Here is a 19,338-nt window from a genome sequence, read left to right on the forward strand (position 1 = left end):
CACCCGGTCACCCGCTTCGGGCGATGCGGCTCGGCGGGACCGGGTCCGGAAGGGGGACAGCCCTGCGAAGAGCACCCCGAATCACGCCGCACTCATGGTTGCGGCGCGCTCATTGTCGCGCCTTCGGCCGCCGTGCCGGCCGCGTGCTCCCCGGGAGTCGCACCGTGAGTGCGGCGCCGGCGAGTGCCAGGACGCCCATCCCCACCGTGGCGGCGGTCAGGCCGTCCCCGCGGGCCAGTGTGTTGATCCGTACCAGTTCGTCGGCGGGGGCGCCGGTCACGCCCTTCTTCTCCAGCGCCGCACGGACCTGGTCGTCGCTCACCGCGGTCACCTGTACGCCGTGCCTCAACGTCGCCTCTGCCTGAGCCTTCTGACTGTTGGTCAGTAAGTGACTGGTGTGGACGGAGTCCAGGGCGGTGTTCAGCAGGACGCCGATCATCAGTGCGCCGGCGAGGGCGACGCCCAGGGACTGGCCCAGATACGAGGTACTGCGCGAAAGGCCCGCGACATCGCTCACCGTGTCCTCGTCGGCCGAGGACTGGACCAGGTCGGGCAACAGGGTGCACAGGCCGAGTCCGAGGCCGGCCACGGCGAGGCCCGGAGCGATGCGCAGACCGGAGCTGTCCGGGTCGAAGGCGGCCGCGACCAGCGCCGTACCGGCCGCGATCAGCAGAAAGCCGAGAATGATGAGCGGCTTGCGGGTGGTGCGTCCCTCACCGACGGCGCGGGCACCGGCCATCGAGCCCAGTACCAGCATGACCGTGGCCGGGAGCAGGGTGAGCCCGCTTTCCAGGGCGTCGTAGTTGAATGTGGTCTGTACGAAGACCGGCACGAGGAAGAACAGACCGGCCAGCACGAGGAATTGGACGGCGAGGGCGAGCGAGCCCACCCGTATGCCGCGGTCGCGCAGGACTGCGATCCGGACCAGCGGGTCGCGCCCGGCCCGTACTAGGCGGTGTTCCCACCACCCGAATGCGGCGAGGACCAGAAGACCGGCCACTCCCAGCACCACCGTGGGTGCGGGGCCGCCCGCATCAAGCACTGTCCGGCCGAGGACGGTCACCTCCTCGCGGGCGATGAGCAGTCCGTAACGGCTGGCCAGCAGGGTGCCCAGGACGATCAGGCCGAAGCCCGCCGCGGAGAGGACGACACCCACGCCGTCGAAGGGCTGCCGACGAGGCCGGTCGGGCAGCCGCCGGAGGCTCCGATTGCGGACGACGAGGGCCACGGCCACCGCGGTGATCAGAGTCTCCATCAGGAAGGAGACCCGCCAGGTGAGGTATTTCGTGATCAGGCCGCCGACAACAGGGCCCAGCGCCGCTCCCGCGCCGGCCGCAGCGCCGATGAGAGTGAGGGCGCGGGTGCGTTGGGCGCCGGTGAAGGCCAGGGTGGCGATCGACAGGATCGCCGGGAAGACCAGGGCGGCGCCGATGCCCTCCAGCAACGACCAGCCCACCAGCATCACCGGCAGGTTGGGGCTCAGCGCCGTGACCAGGGCGCCGATTCCGTACACCGTGGCGCCCAGCGTGAACATGCGGAGGTGGCCGACCCGGCTGCCGAGCTTGCTACCGGTGATCATCAGGGCGGCCATCACCAGGGCGTAGAGCGAGATGGCGGACTGCACTCCGGTCAGGGTGGTGTCGAGGTCGGTGACGATGTCGGAGACGGCGACGTTCATGGCGGTCGAGTCGTACGCCATGAGCAACTGCTGCGTCGCGAGGACACCGAGCACGGTGCGGGCGGCGGGCGTGCCTGCCGCACCCCGCTGTACGGCGGCCTTACCGGCCTCCGGGTCAGTCATGGTCCGGCCCTACGGGTAAGGGGCCCGCGCCTCGGCAGGCGGTCGTACCGTGCTGCCGGATGTGCGTGTTCGCGGTCATGTTCGTCGACATGTTCGCGGTCATGCTCGCGTTCCTGTTCGTGGTCATGTTCGTGGTCATCCGGACGCTCCCTTCCGCATGCCTCCGGGGAATGCCTCAGTGTCGCCACCCTCATCAGCCTGCGCCTCACCTTCTCCGGGTGTGGCCGCCGCCGTCACGGCGGAAGGGCCGCTCCTGAGCGAGCACGTACCCCACGGCAATGCCCAGAACGACGGTGGCGAAGAAGAGGATGAGCCAGGACAGCAGCGTGAAGACGGAGCCGAGCGACCCGTAGCGCTGCACACTCTTTTCGAGCGAGTGCGGCAGCCAGAGCCCGGACGCGCCGGTGAATGCCACCACCGCGCCGCCGGTCACCAGGGCTCCGGGGAAAAGGGGACGCCAGCCGATCCGGCCGGCCAGCAGCAGGTGCTGAGTCCACCACCACACCAGGACCGCCACCAGTATCTGGAGCGGTACGGCCAGCACCAGGCCCACGCCGAAGCCCGTGCGCACCATTCCCTGGCACACCAACGCTGTCGTCCACACGATGAGCCAGGCGAACCAACGCCAGACCGCGATGCGGACCCCCGAATGCGGCAGATGCCAGGCCCGCTCGCACAGCCGTTGCAAGGCCCGGACGAAGGCGGTGGCGGAGACGAGTGTGACCAGTACGCCGACGGCTCCCCAGGTTTCCCGCGCCCCGGGGCCGCCCTTGTACACCCCTTCCACCTGATGCATGACGGGGTTCGGCGTACCGAATATGGAGCGCAGCGACACGAGCAGTTCCGCGCGTATGACCTCGGGTGAGTACGTGGCGATCGCGATCAGCATGGGCAGTGCGGTCAGGAACGCCTGCGCGGCCAGGCGGGTCGCGTTGTCCAGGACGCCGACGCGCGCGAGTTGCCGCGCGACACTGCGGGCGAAGGGCCGGACACGCGAGAGCCTTCCGGCCCGGTACGCAGCAGGTCTCGGGCCTCTCGGATCCTCGGGAACACGGGATGCCTGGTGCACGGACCGAAGCATCGCACCGACGTGAGCGCGGTACCTCACCCACTGCGGGGGAGGCGGCCCGGCAGCTCCGACTGCTGACCACGCGCAGGCAGCCGTGAGGTCCGCGAAGCAGAGCCCATCGGGCTATGGCTCCCGCCGGGCAGGCGTCCTACTGTCAAAGGCGGAAGGGCCCCGGACCCCGGCTGAAGACGCGTACGCCGGCTGCTTGCCGGCAACAGGCCCGCGCACACCCCGCACCGCACAGCGTGACCGGGGCACCGCCACCGGCCCCTGGCCACGAGGTGAGGGCGGGGCGGCGATCGGAGGAAGAGAATCATGAGTGATTCCGTGTCCCTCGCCTACGACTATCCGATCCTGGGAGTTTTCTGGACCACGTTCCTGCTCTTTCTGTGGGTGATGTGGTTCATGCTGCTGTTCCACGTCATCGCGGACATCTTCCGGGACGACGGGCTGAGCGGATGGGCGAAGGCGGGCTGGATCGTCTTCGTACTCGTGCTGCCCTTCCTCGGCGTTCTGATCTACGTCGCCGCCCGGGGCCGCGGCATGGGCCGCCGCAAAGTGGCCCAGGCAGAGGCCCAGCGGGACGCCTTCGACGCCTACATCCGCAAAACCGCGGCAAGCGACCCGACCCACACCACCAGGCCGACGAGGTAGCGCGGCTGCTCCCGGAAGCCGCGACGACGGCAGCGTCCACGTCCTGCTCGACGAGGAGGAGGGAGAGCACGGGGCGCTCTACGTGGCCCACGGGGACCCACGTTGTCGTCAACCCGGTCCGCCGCTACCGAGGTGCGATCGCCGTGACCCAGTCGTCGACGGTGACGACATCCGCCCACTGCGGGAACAGTCGCTCGATGAGGATCCGGTGCACCTCCGGGTCGGTGTCCAGGCAGGCGTCGGAGAGGACGGTGACGCCGAAGTCCAGGTCGTTCGCCCGGCACAGGGTGGACAGCACGACAGCGCTGGTGGCGATGCCGGTGAGTACGAGGCTGTCGATACCACGTGCCCGCAACACCACGTCGAGATCGCTGCCCGAGAACGCGCTCGCCCGCCTCTTGGTGACCACCACGTCGCCCGGTCGGGGTGCGACCTCGGGGTGGATCTCGGTGCCCGGGGCGCCCTCGACGTAGAGGCCGGCCCGTGCGATGGCAGTGAGAGCTTTGTTGCGTGTGCCGACTTCCGGGAAACCGGGCCGTAGCGCGATGACCACGTAGATCACGGGAATGTTCGCCGCCCGGGCCCCGTCGATCGCCCTGCGCAGGCGTGGGAGGTATCCGGAGCCGTCATCGGCGATGTCCACGATGGCCTGTTGGACGTCCATCACGAGAAGGGCGCTGCTCATGTCGCCTCCAGGAACGAAGCCGGTTCGGTGGGGAAACGGGCCGGGTTCTGATGCTCGGATCGTACGCGGCAGCAACGTCCTAAACTTTCACCAGCCCTCGCAAGCTGCCGAAGACTGCGCGCGCCCTCCTACGCCGTTGAGGGACCCGGGGAGCACTGAACCGTAAGAACAGGGAGAGCATTGACCAGGTGGTCCACCGCGCTGACCGAGGCCGGTATCAACGATCCATCGCTGCGACGGGACTACGAAGCCCAGCGCCGGCTGGTTCGGCGCTTCAAGCTACAGGAGTTCCTGGCCCTTCGGCTGCTCTTGCCCGCACGTCTCCAGCCGCCCGTCATCGCCGCCGTAGCGTTCATGCACGAAACAGACAGGCGCATCGACGTAGGCGAGGTGACTGCCCGGCGGGAAGCACTCCACTCCTGGGGCCGGCAGGTGAAAGAGGCGGTGGAGCACGGCACGTCCGATCAGCCCACCCTCAGAGCTTTGGCCGACACGGCCGAGCGGCACCCGCAGCTCTCGACGTACGTCCAGAGGTTCCTGGACGGCGCGCGCCTGGAGGCAAGTTGGACAGGCTTCGAGGCCGAGAGTGACTTCCAGGCATACGTGGACGCCTACTCGCATCCAGCGTTCATGCTCACCGCGTCGCTGGTCGCGCCGACGGCACAAGGAAAGCGAGCTGAGGCATTCGAACGCGGCTGCCGTACCCTGATCGAGGCCATGCAACGCGCCGACTTCCTCGCGGACCTGTCCGAGGATGCCTCGCAGGGCCGGATCGGCATTCCCCGCGCAGAGTTGGCGCACTTCGGGCTCGACGTCGATGACCTCCTGAGCCCATCACCGACGTCTGCGCCCGCGCTGGAGCAGCTCGTCCAGGCGCAGGCTCGTGCCGTCAGCGCCGGCCTGAGCGCCTGCCGGGACCTGCCCGACCTGGTGGCGGTGGAAAACCGACCCTTCCTGCGGGCCTTCATCCGCGTGCAGGAACTGCAACTGGAGGACGTGCGGAGCAGGGGCGGCAAGCTCTTGCACGAGGAGGCGGGCGCATCAAAGCCGGCCGCCCTGAAGATCCTGCTGCAGCACTGCCTCGCTGCCCGGAAGCAGCAACGTCGCCGTCTGTAGCCGCACAGCGCTCCGGGCTCCGGGCTCCGGGCTAGACGAACTGGGACAGCAGGAGACCTCTCGGCGGCCGAGTGCGCCGCCGCCGTCGGAGTCTCCCGGGGCAGCGCACGTCGGTATCGGGCCTGCCGATACGCCCTTCGCCCGGGGCGACCGGCGGCAGGCCCGATGCGCGTTGTGCCATACGGAATGGCCTGCCGCACGCAGCGGTCCCGCAGCGGATGCTCAGCCGTGACAGGTGACCTTGACGGGCGCCGCCGCGTGGTGGGCGCCCTCGCGGTCCGGCCCGTAATCGATGCCGCGGTCCAGCAGCTTCACGGCGATCTTGCCCTGACGGACCTGGAAGGTGCCGCCCGGTTGCCAACTGCCGCGGTGCCCGGCCTGGTCGACGGTGAACCGGGCGTACTTGGTGTTCACGTCGAAGGCGTCGGTCAGCACCTGATACGTGGTCGGACGGCCGTTCACGTCGCGGTCGTTGGGCCCCTGGGGCACGTAGACCGAGACCTGGCAGGACCGGGACTCCGGGCCCGGCGCGAACCACCACACCACGCTGCTCTTGGCGTCCTTGCCCGGATCGCCGGACATCGGTACGGACGTGAACTGGCCGCTGCAGCCGCCCTCCCGGGTGCTGCCGCCGGTGAGCCCGTACCAGCCGTTGCCGCCGTCGTTGTAGGCGCCCTGCTGCTCATAGCCGCCGCCGGGCGGGGTCGGGCAGCCGGGGCCCACGAGGCCCGTGTAGGTCACGCGCGGCGGACCGGCGGGCTTCTTGGCCTCAGGGGGCGGGGTCTTCTTCGCCGGCGCCTCGGGGGTCGGGGCGGGCGCGCCCGCGTCGCTGGGCTTCGGGGACGCCGGGCTCGGGGACTTGCTGGGCTTGGCGGCCGGTGCCGGCGAGCCCGTCTTCGTCGGCCGTGGCTGCTTGGCGGCGACGGCCTTTTCCTGGCCGTCGCCGAAGCGCACCTGGGAGGCGCCGAGGGTGGCCAGCGCCACCACGCCGACACCGACACCGGCCAGCACGGGCAGGCCCAGCACCGTCTTCCACACCCGCCGGCCGGGCGCCAGGCCGCGCAGTGGTGTGCGCGCTCCCTTGGCAAAGGTCTCCGCGAAACCGGACCCGGACGGGCGGTCCGGGCCGGTGTTCTTGTTCGGCTGTGACAACGGGGGTTTCCTCCTGGGAGTAGTCGGGGGGAGGCGGGTCAGGCCGGGCGGGAGCGGTTGCGCCACGCCCAGCCGGACAGGCCCGTCTACGGTACGTCCAGTTCCGGTACGTCCAGTTCGGACAGCGTCCGCAGGTCCGCCTCGGACGGGGAGTCGTTCTCCGCGACGCGGTACGCCTGCCGTTCGGTCATCGCCTGGAACGTCTGCCGGGCCGAGCGTCCGTTGCCGAACCGGCCGTCCCGGGGGACGTGTTCGAAGTAGCCGGTGAGCGTGGCGCGTGCCGCGTCGGTCAGTTCGTACTGGTGGGCCGCCGCGTGCTGTTCGACGATGCACACCAGGTCCTCGGTGCCGTAGTCCTCGAACAGCAACGTGCGGTTGAAGCGGGAGGCGAGGCCGGGGTTGGAGTCGATGAAGTGCTCCATCTCCGCCGGGTAGCCGGCGACGATGACCACGACGGCGTCGCGGTGGTCCTCCATCAGCTTCACGAGAGTGGCGATGGCCTCCTGCGCGAAGTCGTTGCCGCCCGAGCCGTGTGCGGGTGCCAGGGAGTACGCCTCGTCGATGAACAGCACGCCGCCCATCGCCTCCATGAAGACCCGCTGGGTCTTCGGTCCGGTGTGGCCGACGTACTCGCCGACCAGCGCGGAGCGGTCGGCCTCCACGAGGTGGCCGCGCTCCAGCAGGCCGACGGCAGCCAGGATGCGCCCGTAGAGCCGGGCCACTGTGGTCTTGCCGGTGCCGGGATTGCCCGCAAAGACCAGGTGGCGGCTGAGCGGCGGCGCCGCGAGCCCGGCCGCCTCCCGGCGCTGCACCATGCGCATCAGCTTCACGAGCGAGGCGACATCCTGCTTGACCCGGTCCAGACCGATCAACTGCTGGAGTTCGCCGAGCAGTTCGTCGAGGTCCTCCTCGGTGGCCGGGGCTGTGGTCGTGGTGCCCCCGGCCGGGGTTCCGCCGGACGCCGCGGTGGCGGTGGCCGTCACGGGCGCCAGCGGCGCGGGCCACTGCGCGTCCTTGACCTGCCAGGAGACGCAGTCGCGCACCTCCGGCTCGGCGCCGGTCCCGGTGCTCAGGTCGGCGTCGGCGTCCTGTACACGGATCCGGGTCAGTACGGGGGTGGCCGCCTCGCCCAGGTGGACGGCGGGGTAGCCGGGTGCGGTGATCTCGCAGTCCTCGAAGACGCCGGCGCCCTTGGCGTCCACGATCAGGCCGTTCTTGCCGGAGCGGACGATCCGTGCCCGGCTCACGTGCGGGGCGGCGCCGGCCGCGACCACCACCCCGGACCCGGCCGCGTCGGTGATCTCCACATCCCGGGCCCGTACGGTGGCGCCCTCCTGGACCACCAGCCCGGCGGTGCCGGCGCGCAGCGCCCGGGCGCCGGCCAGTTCCGCGTCGCCGGCGGGGCCGAAACTGAACCCGGCGCGTTCGGCGTCGGTGACCGTGCAGCCGGTCAGGCGGAGCGGGCCGCCGGATGCGGCGACGACACCGTTGCGGCAGCGGACGACGGACAGTTCGGCGGCTTCGGCGCTCGCCGCGCCGGACAGATCGAGGCCGGACATACCGCAGTCGGTGAGGTGCACCTCGGTCAGCGTGAGCCGGGCGTCGGCGACCGCGTGCAGCCCGTGTTCGGGGGTGTGCCCGGCACGCAGCCGGGTCAGCGTCACCTCGGCGGCCCCACCGGCGTGTACGGCGCTGAACCGGCAGTCGGTCACCTCCCCGTCGGTGAGCCGGACGGCGGCGGAGCCGGTGGCCAGCAGGCCGTTGGCCGCCGAGCCGCGTACGGTCGTGCCGCGCGCCTCCAGCCGGGCCGTACCATGGGCCGTCAGGGCCGCCGACGTGGTCCGTACGATCCGGGTGTCGGCCAGCCGCACCCGGGCCCGCTCCCCCGCCGTGACGCCGGAGCCGCCGCCGTCGCGCAGGACGCAGCCCGCCAGCACGGCGTCGCCGGACCCGGCGACGTGCAGCGCGTCGGCGCCCGCACCGCTCAGCTCGCAGCCGTACAGCAGCAGTCCGCCCCGGGCCTCCGCCGGGACCGCGGTGTCCGCCGCGTCGTACGGGTCGTCGTTCTGCGGTACGGGCGAGGAGTCCAGCACCCGCACCGCTTCGCCGCCGCAGTCCCGTACCCGGCAGTCCACGAGCAGGGCCGCCGACCGGTCTTCGAACAGCAGCCCGCTGCGGCCCGCGCCGTCGATCAGACAGTCGCGCAACACGACGTGCGCGCCGTCGCGGACCCGCACACCCGAGCCGGTGGCACCCCTGATCCGGCTGCCGGTCATCGCCAGCCGGGAGTCGCCGCCCACCACGACGCCGGTGCCCTGGGCGCCTTCCAGGACGCAGTCCGTCAGCCGCACCGCACCGGTGGTACGGATCAGCGCCCCGGCCAGTGCCGCGCCCGTCAGGCGGGCGCCGGTCATGGTGAGCGCGGCGTCACGCAGCACTTCGAGGCGCCCGCGGCCGGTACCGCCGCCGTGCCAGTGCGTGCTGCCGCCGGAGAGCAGGACGGCCGGCTGGTCCGCCGCACCGCCCCGTACGGTCACTCCGTCCAGCGTCAGCCGGGCACCGGACAGGACTTCGAGAGCCGGGGTGGTGCCGCCGGGCGCGGCGAGGGTGACCCCGCCGCCGTCCGCGGCCCGCAGCGTCACGTCCCGTGCGACGCGCAGCGTCTCCTCGTACGTCCCGGGTGACAGCCGCACTTCGTCGCCCGGGGCGGCGGCCTCCAGGGCCGCGGCCAGCGCGCCGGGGCGGCCGGGGGTCACGTGGTGCACGGTGGCGTCCGGTGCCGCCTGACCGGTGGTCATTGGATGCCTCCCATGGGCGTGTCCGGGTCGGCGGGGCCGTCGGCCCGGCCCTTGCCCTTGCGCGGGCGCTTGGGGTGAGTGTCGCCGCCCGGTCCGTCCGCACCGCCGTGACCTCGCTTGCCGCCCGCGACCGGGCCCGGTTCGTTGTCGGCCACGGTCCAGTGGCCGCCGTCCGGGTAGCGCACGGTGTCGGGACTGGTCGTCCAGACGATCTCCACCGGGGGCGGCAGCCGCTTCTTCCCCTGCTTCGTGGGGGCGATGGTGGTCATGGTGCCGTCGGCGAAGGTGATGTGCAGTTCGCGGCCGAGGGCGTTGGCGTAGTACGTGAGCGCGAGGTCCTCGGCCGTGTTCCTGGCGGGCCGGCTCGTGGAGCCGCCGAGGCCGTCGGGGAGGAAGGTTTCGCGGCGCAGCCGTCCGGTGGCCAGGGCGATGGACAGTTCCCGGCCGTCGGTCCCGTGCGTGATCGCGTCGTTGACCGCGGCCTCGACCCGGGCCTTGGTGACGGTGCCGCGGTACTCCAGCTGGGCCCGCACGCCGCGCAGGATCTCCTCCGGCGAGGGCAGGGCCAGATGGCCGGGTGCGTTGTCGAAAGCGTGCAGGACCGAGGTCGGCGGCGGCTGGTGCGCGGTATGCACGATGGCGTAGTCGAGCAGGTCCAGGAACCGCGACGGGGCCTCGTTGTGGGCGTAGCCGTGGGTGATGATCCGCAGATCCTCCTGGCGGATGCCGGCCCGTATCGACGGGTCGCTGGGCAGCCCGGCGGAGACGTTGATTCCCAGCGGGTTGGCGCCCGTGCCCAGCCTGTCGCCCAGCCGCGCGGCGATGTCATGGGGGCGCTCCTGGTCCGGACTCTTGATCGGCCGCAGCGGGTTGTCGCGGTCCGCCGCCTCCGGGGACAGCTTGAAGCGCTCGTCACGGACGTCCGACAGCTCCAGCCCGCGCTTGGCGTCCTTGCTCTCGACCAGCCGCTCCACATTCCCCAGCCCGGCGTGGTCCTGGAGCAGCTTCCCGCTCTTGCCGAAGAGCCCGGCCATGATCCGGGAGAGGTCGGTGGGAACGGCCGCCTTCTCGAACTCGGCGACGAAGGCGATACCGCGGTCGGGCAGCGTGTGGTTTCCCGCGGCGATCTGCCGCTGCGCCTCGCGGTCGGTGATGCCGTCGTCCACCCGCTTGAGCCAGTCGTCCCGGCTCTCGCCCGGCAGCCGCGGGAAGTCGTCCCTGGTCAGGCGCGGCAGGGTGGTGTCCAGCTCCCAGGCGTTGAAGTTGTTGAGCGCCTGGCTCAGATGGTGGTACTCGGCGCCGCCGGACCCGAACCGCAGCGGCATCCAGCCGTGGACGCCGGGCATGGTGTCCACCAGCGTCGCGGTGGCGTCCACGAACAGGTTGGGCTCGGGCGCGTACGGCAGCAGCGGGTGGCGGCCGGCGATGCCGGTGCGGGCGTCCATGTCCGCGCCGATCCGCCGGTTGAAGGTGTTCCGGTTCTCCGGTGTGACCCGCAGTTCGCCGGGCTGCAGTGGGGTGGCCCTGGCCTTGCCCTTGCCCTTCGCCTCGGCGTCGGCCAGGTGCTCGTCGGTCTTGACCAGGAGCGGGTCGGGCGCGCCGCCGCCCGGCGGCTCGGGCACCCGGTAGCCGCCGGTCATCATCAGCGGGCGCAGCGGCTCGGCCGACGACGGCTCCCCCGCCCGCTCGACGCCACGCATCTCGAACTTCTTCTCGAAGTAGTCGAAGATGTGCCGACCACTGGGCACCGTGTGCTCGAAGGTGTCGAAGTCCATGAAGGCGAAGTACGGATGGGAACGCCCGGCGCCGTCGGCGCCGCCGGCCATCATCGCGTGCACCATCGACCGGCTGGCCGGGCTGGTCATGACGGTGTTGCGGACGGTGCCGAACGGGAACGAGCCGCCGCGCCAGCCGACACCGACGACGGCGACCGGGAAGTCGGCCTGCGTGCCGTCCAGCGCGCTCCGTACCGCGGCGTTGATGCGCTCCATCTCGCCCGCCGGGCCGTTGACGCCGATGACCACGCCGAACCGCCCCCGGTAGCTGTCCGGGAGGTTGGCGGTGGCCGAGCGCAGAAAGGCGTCGAGCTGTCCGCCGCCGATCTCGTCGTACTTGACGACGGCGTTGACGACGTAGGAGATCGGGCGCCGTTCGCGCAGGCTGTCGCGCAGGTTGGTCAGGTAGTCCCCGCCGGAGAGCGGCCGCTGTCCGGTTCCGTGCAGGTCCCGGAACGCGGTGTTCACGCGGAGGTCACCCGGCGTGGTGCCGGGGCTGAGGGCGTTGTCCCACCGCAGCGCGGGCATCGGGTGGTTGCCGCCGCCTCCGGCGGAGGAGCCCGCCGGTGCGCCGGCCATCTCGACGTCGTGCGACGCGGGGCGCGGGGACGGCGCACCGCCGAGCGGCCCGACGTACTCTCCGCGCTGCAAGCGCTCGGCAGCGATCGCGGTGTTGGCCTCGTCGATCTGCTGCTGTACGGCGTGCGGGTCCATGCCCAGCTCGTCGAGCCGGGACTCGGCCCTGGCCATCTCGGACTGCCGCACGCCGAGGTCGTCCAGCGCCTCCAGAGCCGCGGCGGACGGCTTGGACGGGCCGGGCTGCCCCGCCGTGGGTACGAGCCGGTCCACCTTCTCCTGAGCCCGCCCCAGGTCGGACGACGCCCGCTGGTACTGCGCCCACGCATCGAGCCGCACCTCGGCCTCCGGCCCGCTCGTACCGCCGGTGACGATGTCGTTCCGGGCCTGGTCGCGGGCGCCCCGCCCGGTCCCGGGCTCGAAGCCGAGCCGCCCGGGCGGAGGCGTCGGGGTGGCGGGGCCGGACGGAGCGGGCACCTCGTCGCCCACATTCCAGTGCCCCGAGTGCGGGCCGCCGTGGTCCGGGACCCAGGTGAGGTACAACGGCGGGCCCGGCTTGCGGGCGTCGACGCCGACCGTGTGGGTGGCGCCGTCCGTACCCCGGATCTCCAGGGGGCGGTTGAATGCCTTGGCGTAGCGCTCCAGCATGATTTGCTCGATCGGACCGATCTCCGACACGTCCGGGCCCAGGCGTCCGGTGACCAGGCCGACGGACAGCGCGCGGCCGTCGACACCCCGGGCGTAGACGTCGTGGAACAGGTCCGTAAGGCCGTTCTTGCCCATCTGCCGCTGTACCTGCGTCAGGAGAGCCTGGGCGTCCGGGATCGCGCCGGGCACGGGCCGCGCTCCCTTCGGGCCGACGCCGGCGGGCGGCTCCGGGAGGGCGCGCAGCAGCGAGTCGTGCGGCAGACCGCCCTTGGGCAGGACCTCGGCGATCACGTAGTTCTGCAGCCGCGTGAACGCCGCCTCCTCGGAGGCGAAGGACAGCGCGTGGCCGATGAAGCGCTTCTCCGCCGGCACGATGCCCACCACGAGCCCGTCCGGCCGGCCCGGCACGCGGATGGAGATGTTGAGGCCGAGGGTGTTGCCGTCGCCGCCCAGCCTGGCGCCCAGCCGGTCGAGGGTGGCACCGGGGGGCTCGTTGTACTCGGGCCGCCGTCCGTCGATGCCGAGGGGCTTGAGCGGGTCGTCCCGGAAGCCCTGCTCCGGGGACTTGCCCTTCAGCAGGTCCTCGCGCAGCTTCGCGAGCTTCAGGCCGTCCTTGGCCGGGACTTGGGTCGGGTCCAGGTGGAAGGCGTCCCGGCCGAAGGCGTGTTCCACCACGTTCTTCAGGGTCAGGTGTTCCTGCGGCATGTTGCCGACGCCACCGGCCTTGCCGAGCTTGTAATAGCCGGCCATGAGGCGGGAGAGGTCGGTGGGGACCGCGCCGCCGACGAAGTCGGCCACGAACGCGGTGCCGCGGTCGGGCAGCGTGGAGTTGGCGGCGGCGATGTCGCGCGCGACCGCGTTGCCCGGGGCGTCCGGCAGGGTCTTGTCCAGTTCCCAGGCGTTGAAGTGGTTGAGCTTCTCCCGCAGTCCCTTGTACTCACCGCTGCCGCCGCCGAACCGGACCGGCTGCCAGGCGGCGCCGTCGGCCAGCCGTACGTCGTCCACCATGGTGACGGCGGCGTCCACGAAGAGGTTCGGCTCCGGCCCGTACGGCAGCAGCCCGTGGATGCCGGCCATGGTGGCGCGGATGCGCATGTCGGAGTCGACGACGGAAGCGAACTTCTCCACGTCCTGCTGGGTGAAGGTCATGCCGGCGGGCGTGGCGTCGCGGTTCTTGGTCTCCTTGATCAGCCGCTCGACCGAGCGGTCCACCTCGACGCCGTCGAGCGTCACCGTCTCGCCGGTCTTCGCCGGCACCCGGTAGCCGCCGACCATGCCCAGCGGGCGCAGCGGCCTGAGGTCGGTGTCGCCCGGCAGCGCCACGGAGTCGTCGGACGCCTTCGCCCCGGCTCCCGTGTCGTCCGGCAGGTTCTTGGCCCAGTCGTCCACGGCGCCGCCCTCGCCGAGGTTGAACTCCCGGTCGAAGTGGTCGAAGACGTGCCGGCCGCTGGGGACGGTGTGCTCGTACACGTCGAAGTCCATGAAGGCCCAGTACGGGTGGCTGGGGCCGGTTCCGCCGCCGTGCATCATCGAGTGCGCCATCGAGCGGGCCGCCGGGCTGGTCATGGTGTGGTTGCGGATGGTGCCGAAGGGGAACTTCTCGCCGTAGAACGTGGTGGCCACCAGTGCCAGCGGGTGGTCGAAGGCCACCGACCCCAGGGCCTGGTCCATCGCGCGGTGGATGGCCGCGAGGTCCTCCGCCTTGCCGTTGACCCCGATCACCACGCCGAGGCGGCCGTCGTAGCCCTCCAGGCCGCGGGTGATCGAGTTCAGGAAGTCCTGGAGCCCGTCCGCGATCTGGTGGTACGGAGCGATGGTGTTGACCACGAAGGACAGCGGCCGGCCCTCCCCCGTGCTCGCCCGCATCCAGCTCAGGTAGTCGCCCTCCGTGAGCGGCTGGTGGCCCACGTACGGCAGGTCGCGGAAGGACTGGTTGACCATGGTGCGGCCCGCCCCGTGGGCGCCCGCCTGGGGCCACAGGGCGTGCGGCACCTGCGGGTCGGGGGACCAGTCGTGCGCCCCGAGCGGCAGCGGCCCGTCGGAGTGCGGCGTCGGCGCGCCGCCGAGCGGCCCGACGTACTCCCCGTTCTGTGCGCGCTCGGCGGCGATGGCGTTGTTGGCGTCGTCGATCTGCTGCCGGACGGCCTGCGGGTCCATGCCCAGCCCGCCGAGCCGGGTCTCCGCCTCGGTGAACTCGGCGCGCTTGGTGCCCAGGTCGTCGAGCGCGTCGAGAGCCGCGGCGGACGGCTTGGACGGGCCGGGCTGGTCCGCCTTCGGTACCAGCCGGTCCACCTTTCCCTGGGCGCCGGCCAGGTCGTACGACGCCCGCTGGTACTGCTCCCAGGCGTCGAGCCGCAGCTCGGCCTCCGGGCCGCTCGCACCGCCGGTGACGATGTCGTTCCGGGCCTGGTCGCGGGCGCCCCGCCCGGTGCCGGGGCCGAAACCGAGCCGGTCCTCCGGTGCGGGGCGGTGCGGGGTGGGGCTGCCCGGTGCGGGCTGTGGCTCCGCGGAGTCCGCCTTGCCCTTGCCCTTGTCGGCGGACGGGACCGCCTGCGTCTCCGGCTGCGGGTGCGTCTCCGGTTGCGGGTGCGGCCGCGGACCGCCGCCGAGGCCGTGTTCGCCGAAGAGGCCGCCGGTGAGGGCGTTGATCTGCTTGCGGGTGCGCGCCGCGTCGATGCCCAGTTCGTCGAGCCTGGCTTCCGCCTCGGCGGCCTCGGCGCGCTTGACGCCCAGGTCGTCCAGCGCCTCGGCCAGGGCGGGCGAGGGCTCGCCCTGGGCGGCGCCCGGCGGCGCCAGCTCGTCCACCTTGCGCTCCGCCTTGCCGAGCTGCGACAGCGCGTTCTCGTACCCGGCCCACGCGTTGAGCTTCGCCCCGGCCTCGGGGCCGGTCGAACCGCCGAGGATCAGGTCGTGCCGGGCACGCAGGCGCTGGTTCATGGCGGCGGCGCCGGAGAAGCCGCCGAAGCGGCCGCGCGGGGGCCCGGTGACCGGACCGGAGACCTTCGGGCCGGAAGCCGGGGTGGCGGCGGACCCGGCCTTCGGCACGGGGGCGGGCATGGGCGTGGGGGTGTGTTCGGTGGCCTTGACCGCGGCCGGTACGGCGGCGGCGTCCGCCGCCTTGGACACGTCGCCGCCCGGGTGGGCGATCAGGTCGAGGGCACTGTGGTCCGCGGTGCCGGACGCGCCCGCGCCGTCCAGGTCCGGACGGGCCGACACGCCGGAGGGGCCGCTGTCCGGGGTGGCGCTGCGGCCGGTGGCCGGGGCGGGTTTGCGGTCGCCGGCATCCAGCAGGCTCATCGCCAAGTCGTGCTGATCGAGAGCCGGTTGAGGGGCCGCCTTGGTCGGGGAACCGTTGCCGGACGATGCGCCTGCCTTGGTGCTCGGCGCCGCGTCCGGGATCTTCGCCCGCAGCGGGTCGTGCGCGCCGGCCGTCGCCGGGATGTCCGCCGGGGCCTTGGCGGGGTCACGCGGCGCCGGTACCGCCCCGTGGAGCCCGACGGTCTCCACGTGCGCGCCGGCGCCCGTCGGCCGGATAGTTTCCGCCGGGCCGCCGGGCACCGTGTGCGCCAGGTCCTGCGCCGTGAACGTGCGCGTCGCCGCGTCGCCGATGCGGATGCTGACGCCGTCCCCGTGGAAAGCGGTCACCGCGACGTCGCCCGAGGCCAGCGCCTGTAGTTCGGGGAAGGTCATGTCCTCCAGGGCCTCGCCGTGCCCGACGGCACCGCGGGCCATCGCGTGACCGTCGCCGATGCCGTGGACTGATCCGGCGTCGAACGAGGTCTCCGGGACGCGGACGGCGGGGGCGTCCGTCGCCACGTGGGCGAGCGGCGACGACGCGTGGGTGTCCTTGAGCAGGTCGATGGCGGTGTCCGCGGAAAGCAGCAGGTTGTTGTCCATGCGGACGTGCCCGGCCGCGAAGTCCGTCTGCTGGATGAGCTGAGTGGCGCCGGAACCGTGGACGTCCGGGACGGTCAGGCCGTTGGCGTGCGTGGTCATGCCGGGTACGTCGGGGGCGGTCACCAGCCCCGGCTGGTTGATCTGCACGCCCGCGTGGGTGACGGAGCCGTTGGGCGCGGTGATGCCGTGCGGTGCGGTGATGCCCTGGGGCGCAGCAATACCGTGAGGTGCAGTGATGCCCTGAGGTGCAGTAATGCTGTGCGGCACCGTGATGCCGTTGGGTGCGATACCACCAAGCCCGTTCGGCGTGAAGGACCCCAGCCCGCTCGGTGTGAACGACCCCAGCCCGTTCGGCGCGAGCGACCCCAGCCCGTTCGGCGTGAACGACCCCAGCCCGCTCGGCGTGAACGCTCCGAGACCACCAGGCGTCACGGTCCCCGGAAATCCGCCGAGACCACCGGGCGTGACGAGACCACCGGGCGTGAAGTGCGCGCCCGGGAAGCCTCCCGGGAAACCGGCCGCGCCGAGATGCAGACCCGACAGGTCCACGAAGCCGCCCGGCACGAAGGGCGCGCCGGTCCCGCCGACGGGCCGGAACGGCACCATCGCGCCGGGCCCGCCGAACGCGCCGGTGTGGATGCCGCCGCGCAGCGCCGCGTCCGTACGTCCCGCATTGGCCAGCAGCGCGTGCAGCTCCGGCTGCTTGATGCCCAGGACCCGCTCGCCGAAGGCGAGCCGCGCGGCGCCGCCGAGGCCCAGGACACCCATTTCGGTGAAGTCCAGGGGCAGAACGGTCGCGATGGCGATCCGCCCGCCCCGCCCGAAGTTGACCTTCGCGTACGCGCCGGCCTTGGCCCAGCTCCCGTCGATGTGACCGGTGAACGTCGCCCAGTCCTTGGCGAAGGTGCCCGTCAGGGACCCCCAGCCACCCTTGGCGAGATTCCCGAGCCCCTTCACGCCGTTGACGATGTTGAGGGCAGGCGCCGCGTGGGCAGCGATGACCATGGGCGCCACCACGACCTTGGGCATGCCGTGCAGCGAGGAGAGGTGGCCGATCTCCGCGAAGATGTTCTTCCCGGCGCCGGCGACTCCCTCGAAGCCGCCCTTGAGGACGCCGCCCAGGCCCTTGACGATGGAGCCGACCGGCAGAGCCTTTGTCGTGGGGAAGAGCACGCCGAGGAAGGCGAGGCCGAGCTCCAGGCCGCTCGCCTTGCCCTGACTGAAGTCGACGATGGTCTTGATCAGCAGGACCGCGTTCATGCCCCAGGCGAGGACCGCGAGGACGCCGCCGGTAAAGATGGCGATGACCGACAGGACGATGGTCAGCCATTCGAAGGCTTCCCAGAACATGTCGCAGTCGCTGACCGGCTGGACCATCAGCGACCCGGCCGCGGTCAGCGCCTTGTCCAAGGTGCTCGCCGCGTTGCTGAGCGCGGTCTTCGCCTCGTCGGCCCGGTCGATGTGGGTCTGCCGCTGCGGGTCGTCGTCGGCCAGGCCCTGGATGGCGGACAGCGCCTGGTCGGCATCGCTCTGCGCGTCGGTGACGGCGGTGGCGTACGTACGCAGTGCCGCCTCGGCCTGGTGGAAGGACTCCTCGACATGGCCGACGAAGTTGTGCAGATGGTCGTCGACCATGTCGCGCAGTTGGTCGGCGGTCTTGCCGATGAAGCGCTGGCCGTCACCGGCGGTCTGCTGGAGCGCCTTGAGGCCGTTGTTGATGGTGCCCGCGTTGGTGGCGAGGTCGCGCATCGCGTCGGCGATGGTCGTGATGGCGGCGGCGTCGCCCGGGGTCGGATCGCCGTCGAGGCCGAGAGCACCCCAGTCTCCGGGACGCGTAGCCAAGCCTGTTCCTCTCCCGCGGTAGACCGTTCACAAGTGTCACTATCGGTGCATCAGATACACCGGAGTCATAGGACACCACACTACGTTCACGTATCTACGGCCCCATCGGTTCACAGTGTGAACGACATCACTTCCCTCCGCTTCACCGGTACTCGGGTGAACCGATTCGCCTTCCGTTGCGTTTGATCAGTGGAGAGACCTGAACTGATCTCCGACCGCGCGAAGGGTGTGACCGTGACCGACATAGCCGTTGACTACGAACTGCTCAACGACGTCGCGCAGAAGGCCGGCAAGCTCAAGGACGAGGTCAAGCAGGCCCGCGAGAGCAAGCAGGAGTACTCGGTCGACGAGGTCGGCACCAGCGTGGCGGTCGCGGCGATCCGCAAGTACTACTCGACGTGGAAGGGCTCCTTCAAGCGCTCCGAGGAGAAGCTGGAAAAGCTCAAGAACCTCTACGAGGGCGTGGCGAAGAAGTGGGCCGACTGGGACTTCGACCTGGCCAACAAGGCGGCCAAGCAGAGCGCCTCGATCGCCTCCGACCTGTGGAACGCCCGCAACGACGAGTGGAACGCCTGGCACGAGTCGGTCGAGAAGGCCAAGAAGGAGTACCCGGACCTCGACCCGTCCATGCTGCCAGAGGAGCCGGAGAAGCCCGGTGAGCGCCCCGACGAGTGGACCACCGACGACGGGCACGGCAACAAGACCACCACGACGTACGAGTACGGGCCGGACGGCAAGCCGACGAAGGTCACCACGACCATGGAGACCAAGTCGGGCCTGAAGGCGACCGACACCACGAACTACCACGCCGACGGCACGTACGACTCGTCCTCGACGGACGTCTTCGGCAGCGTCACGAACACCACCGGCACGTCCAAGACCAGTGAGACGCCGGAGCACAAGACCACCACGGACGACTTCACCAGCAAGACGAAGGACACCGACGGCAACGAGAGCACCACCACCGGTACCACCACCTCGGTCACCGACCAGAAGACCGGCCACCGCGACACGAAGACCACCTACACCACCGTCGGTCCCGACGAGGACGGCAACGAACAGACGGTGACAGGTACCACCCACTCCTCCGTCGATCTCGATGGCCACGAGGTGACCACCACCATCGAGGTCAACGAGGACGGCAGCGGCACCAAGACCGTGGTGACCGACGGCAAGACGGAGGAGTGGACCAGCGACGACGCCGAGGGGGACACCGGCTGGACGCCGAAGGAGTCCGACGACTAGACGGCCCCCGCCCTCGGCCCGACGCACCCCCGGGCCCCGTCCGGGTTCCACCCATCCCCATACCGATCCAAGGGAGTCAG

9 protein-coding genes are annotated in these 19,338 nt (G+C 71.5%); 3 read left to right on the forward strand and 6 right to left on the reverse strand.

Going from position 1 to position 19,338, the window contains the following annotated elements:
- Positions 1 to 109 precede the first annotated feature (109 nt).
- Positions 110 to 1,801 carry an MFS transporter gene (locus IG84_RS0111110; protein WP_031054510.1) on the reverse strand — a complete coding sequence of 564 codons (1,692 nt, stop codon included), beginning with the start codon at positions 1,799 to 1,801 and terminating at the stop codon, positions 110 to 112.
- A gap of 205 nt (positions 1,802 to 2,006) precedes the next feature.
- On the reverse strand, positions 2,007 to 2,870 hold the full coding sequence (locus IG84_RS0111115) for a YhjD/YihY/BrkB family envelope integrity protein (protein WP_245659305.1): 864 nt from the start codon (positions 2,868 to 2,870) through the stop codon (positions 2,007 to 2,009).
- 315 nt (positions 2,871 to 3,185) lie between these two features.
- Here IG84_RS0111115 and IG84_RS0111120 point away from each other — a divergent pair, with 315 nt between their 5' ends.
- Positions 3,186 to 3,524: a PLDc N-terminal domain-containing protein gene (locus IG84_RS0111120; RefSeq protein ID WP_051861610.1), complete on the forward strand. Its 339-nt coding sequence runs from the start codon at positions 3,186 to 3,188 to the stop codon at positions 3,522 to 3,524.
- A gap of 124 nt (positions 3,525 to 3,648) precedes the next feature.
- Here the strand turns inward: IG84_RS0111120 and IG84_RS0111125 are convergent, their stop codons facing one another.
- Entirely contained in the window at positions 3,649 to 4,209 is a 561-nt protein-coding gene (locus tag IG84_RS0111125; protein WP_031054516.1) for a cysteine hydrolase family protein, read from the reverse strand.
- Positions 4,210 to 4,389: 180 nt separating this feature from the next.
- Here IG84_RS0111125 and IG84_RS0111130 point away from each other — a divergent pair, with 180 nt between their 5' ends.
- A complete protein-coding gene (locus tag IG84_RS0111130; protein ID WP_031054517.1) occupies positions 4,390 to 5,325 on the forward strand; it encodes a squalene/phytoene synthase family protein in 936 nt (311 codons plus the stop codon).
- A gap of 222 nt (positions 5,326 to 5,547) precedes the next feature.
- On the opposite strand, the gene IG84_RS41800 is transcribed toward IG84_RS0111130, so the two are convergent.
- From IG84_RS41800 to IG84_RS0111145, 3 genes are all read right to left on the reverse strand, one after another.
- Positions 5,548 to 6,477, reverse strand: a complete 930-nt coding sequence (locus IG84_RS41800) for a hypothetical protein (protein WP_051861611.1) — start codon at positions 6,475 to 6,477, stop codon at positions 5,548 to 5,550.
- 86 nt (positions 6,478 to 6,563) lie between these two features.
- Positions 6,564 to 9,275 (reverse strand): right-handed parallel beta-helix repeat-containing protein, encoded by a 2,712-nt coding sequence (locus IG84_RS0111140; RefSeq protein ID WP_031054522.1) that lies wholly within the window; start codon positions 9,273 to 9,275, stop codon positions 6,564 to 6,566.
- Positions 9,272 to 18,013, reverse strand: coding sequence for a putative T7SS-secreted protein (locus IG84_RS0111145; RefSeq protein WP_031054524.1), 8,742 nt, complete (start codon positions 18,011 to 18,013; stop codon positions 9,272 to 9,274). Before IG84_RS0111145 ends, IG84_RS0111140 begins: the two co-directional genes overlap by 4 nt.
- Positions 18,014 to 18,202: 189 nt before the next feature.
- On the opposite strand from IG84_RS0111145, the gene IG84_RS0111150 reads away from it, so the two are divergent.
- The gene (locus tag IG84_RS0111150; protein WP_245659306.1) at positions 18,203 to 19,258 is read left to right on the forward strand and encodes a hypothetical protein; all 1,056 of its coding nucleotides are present in this window, start codon (positions 18,203 to 18,205) and stop codon (positions 19,256 to 19,258) included.
- The last annotated feature ends 80 nt before the right edge of the window (positions 19,259 to 19,338 follow it).

The organism is Streptomyces ochraceiscleroticus (assembly GCF_000720485.1).
GTDB lineage: Bacteria > Actinomycetota > Actinomycetes > Streptomycetales > Streptomycetaceae > Streptomyces > Streptomyces ochraceiscleroticus.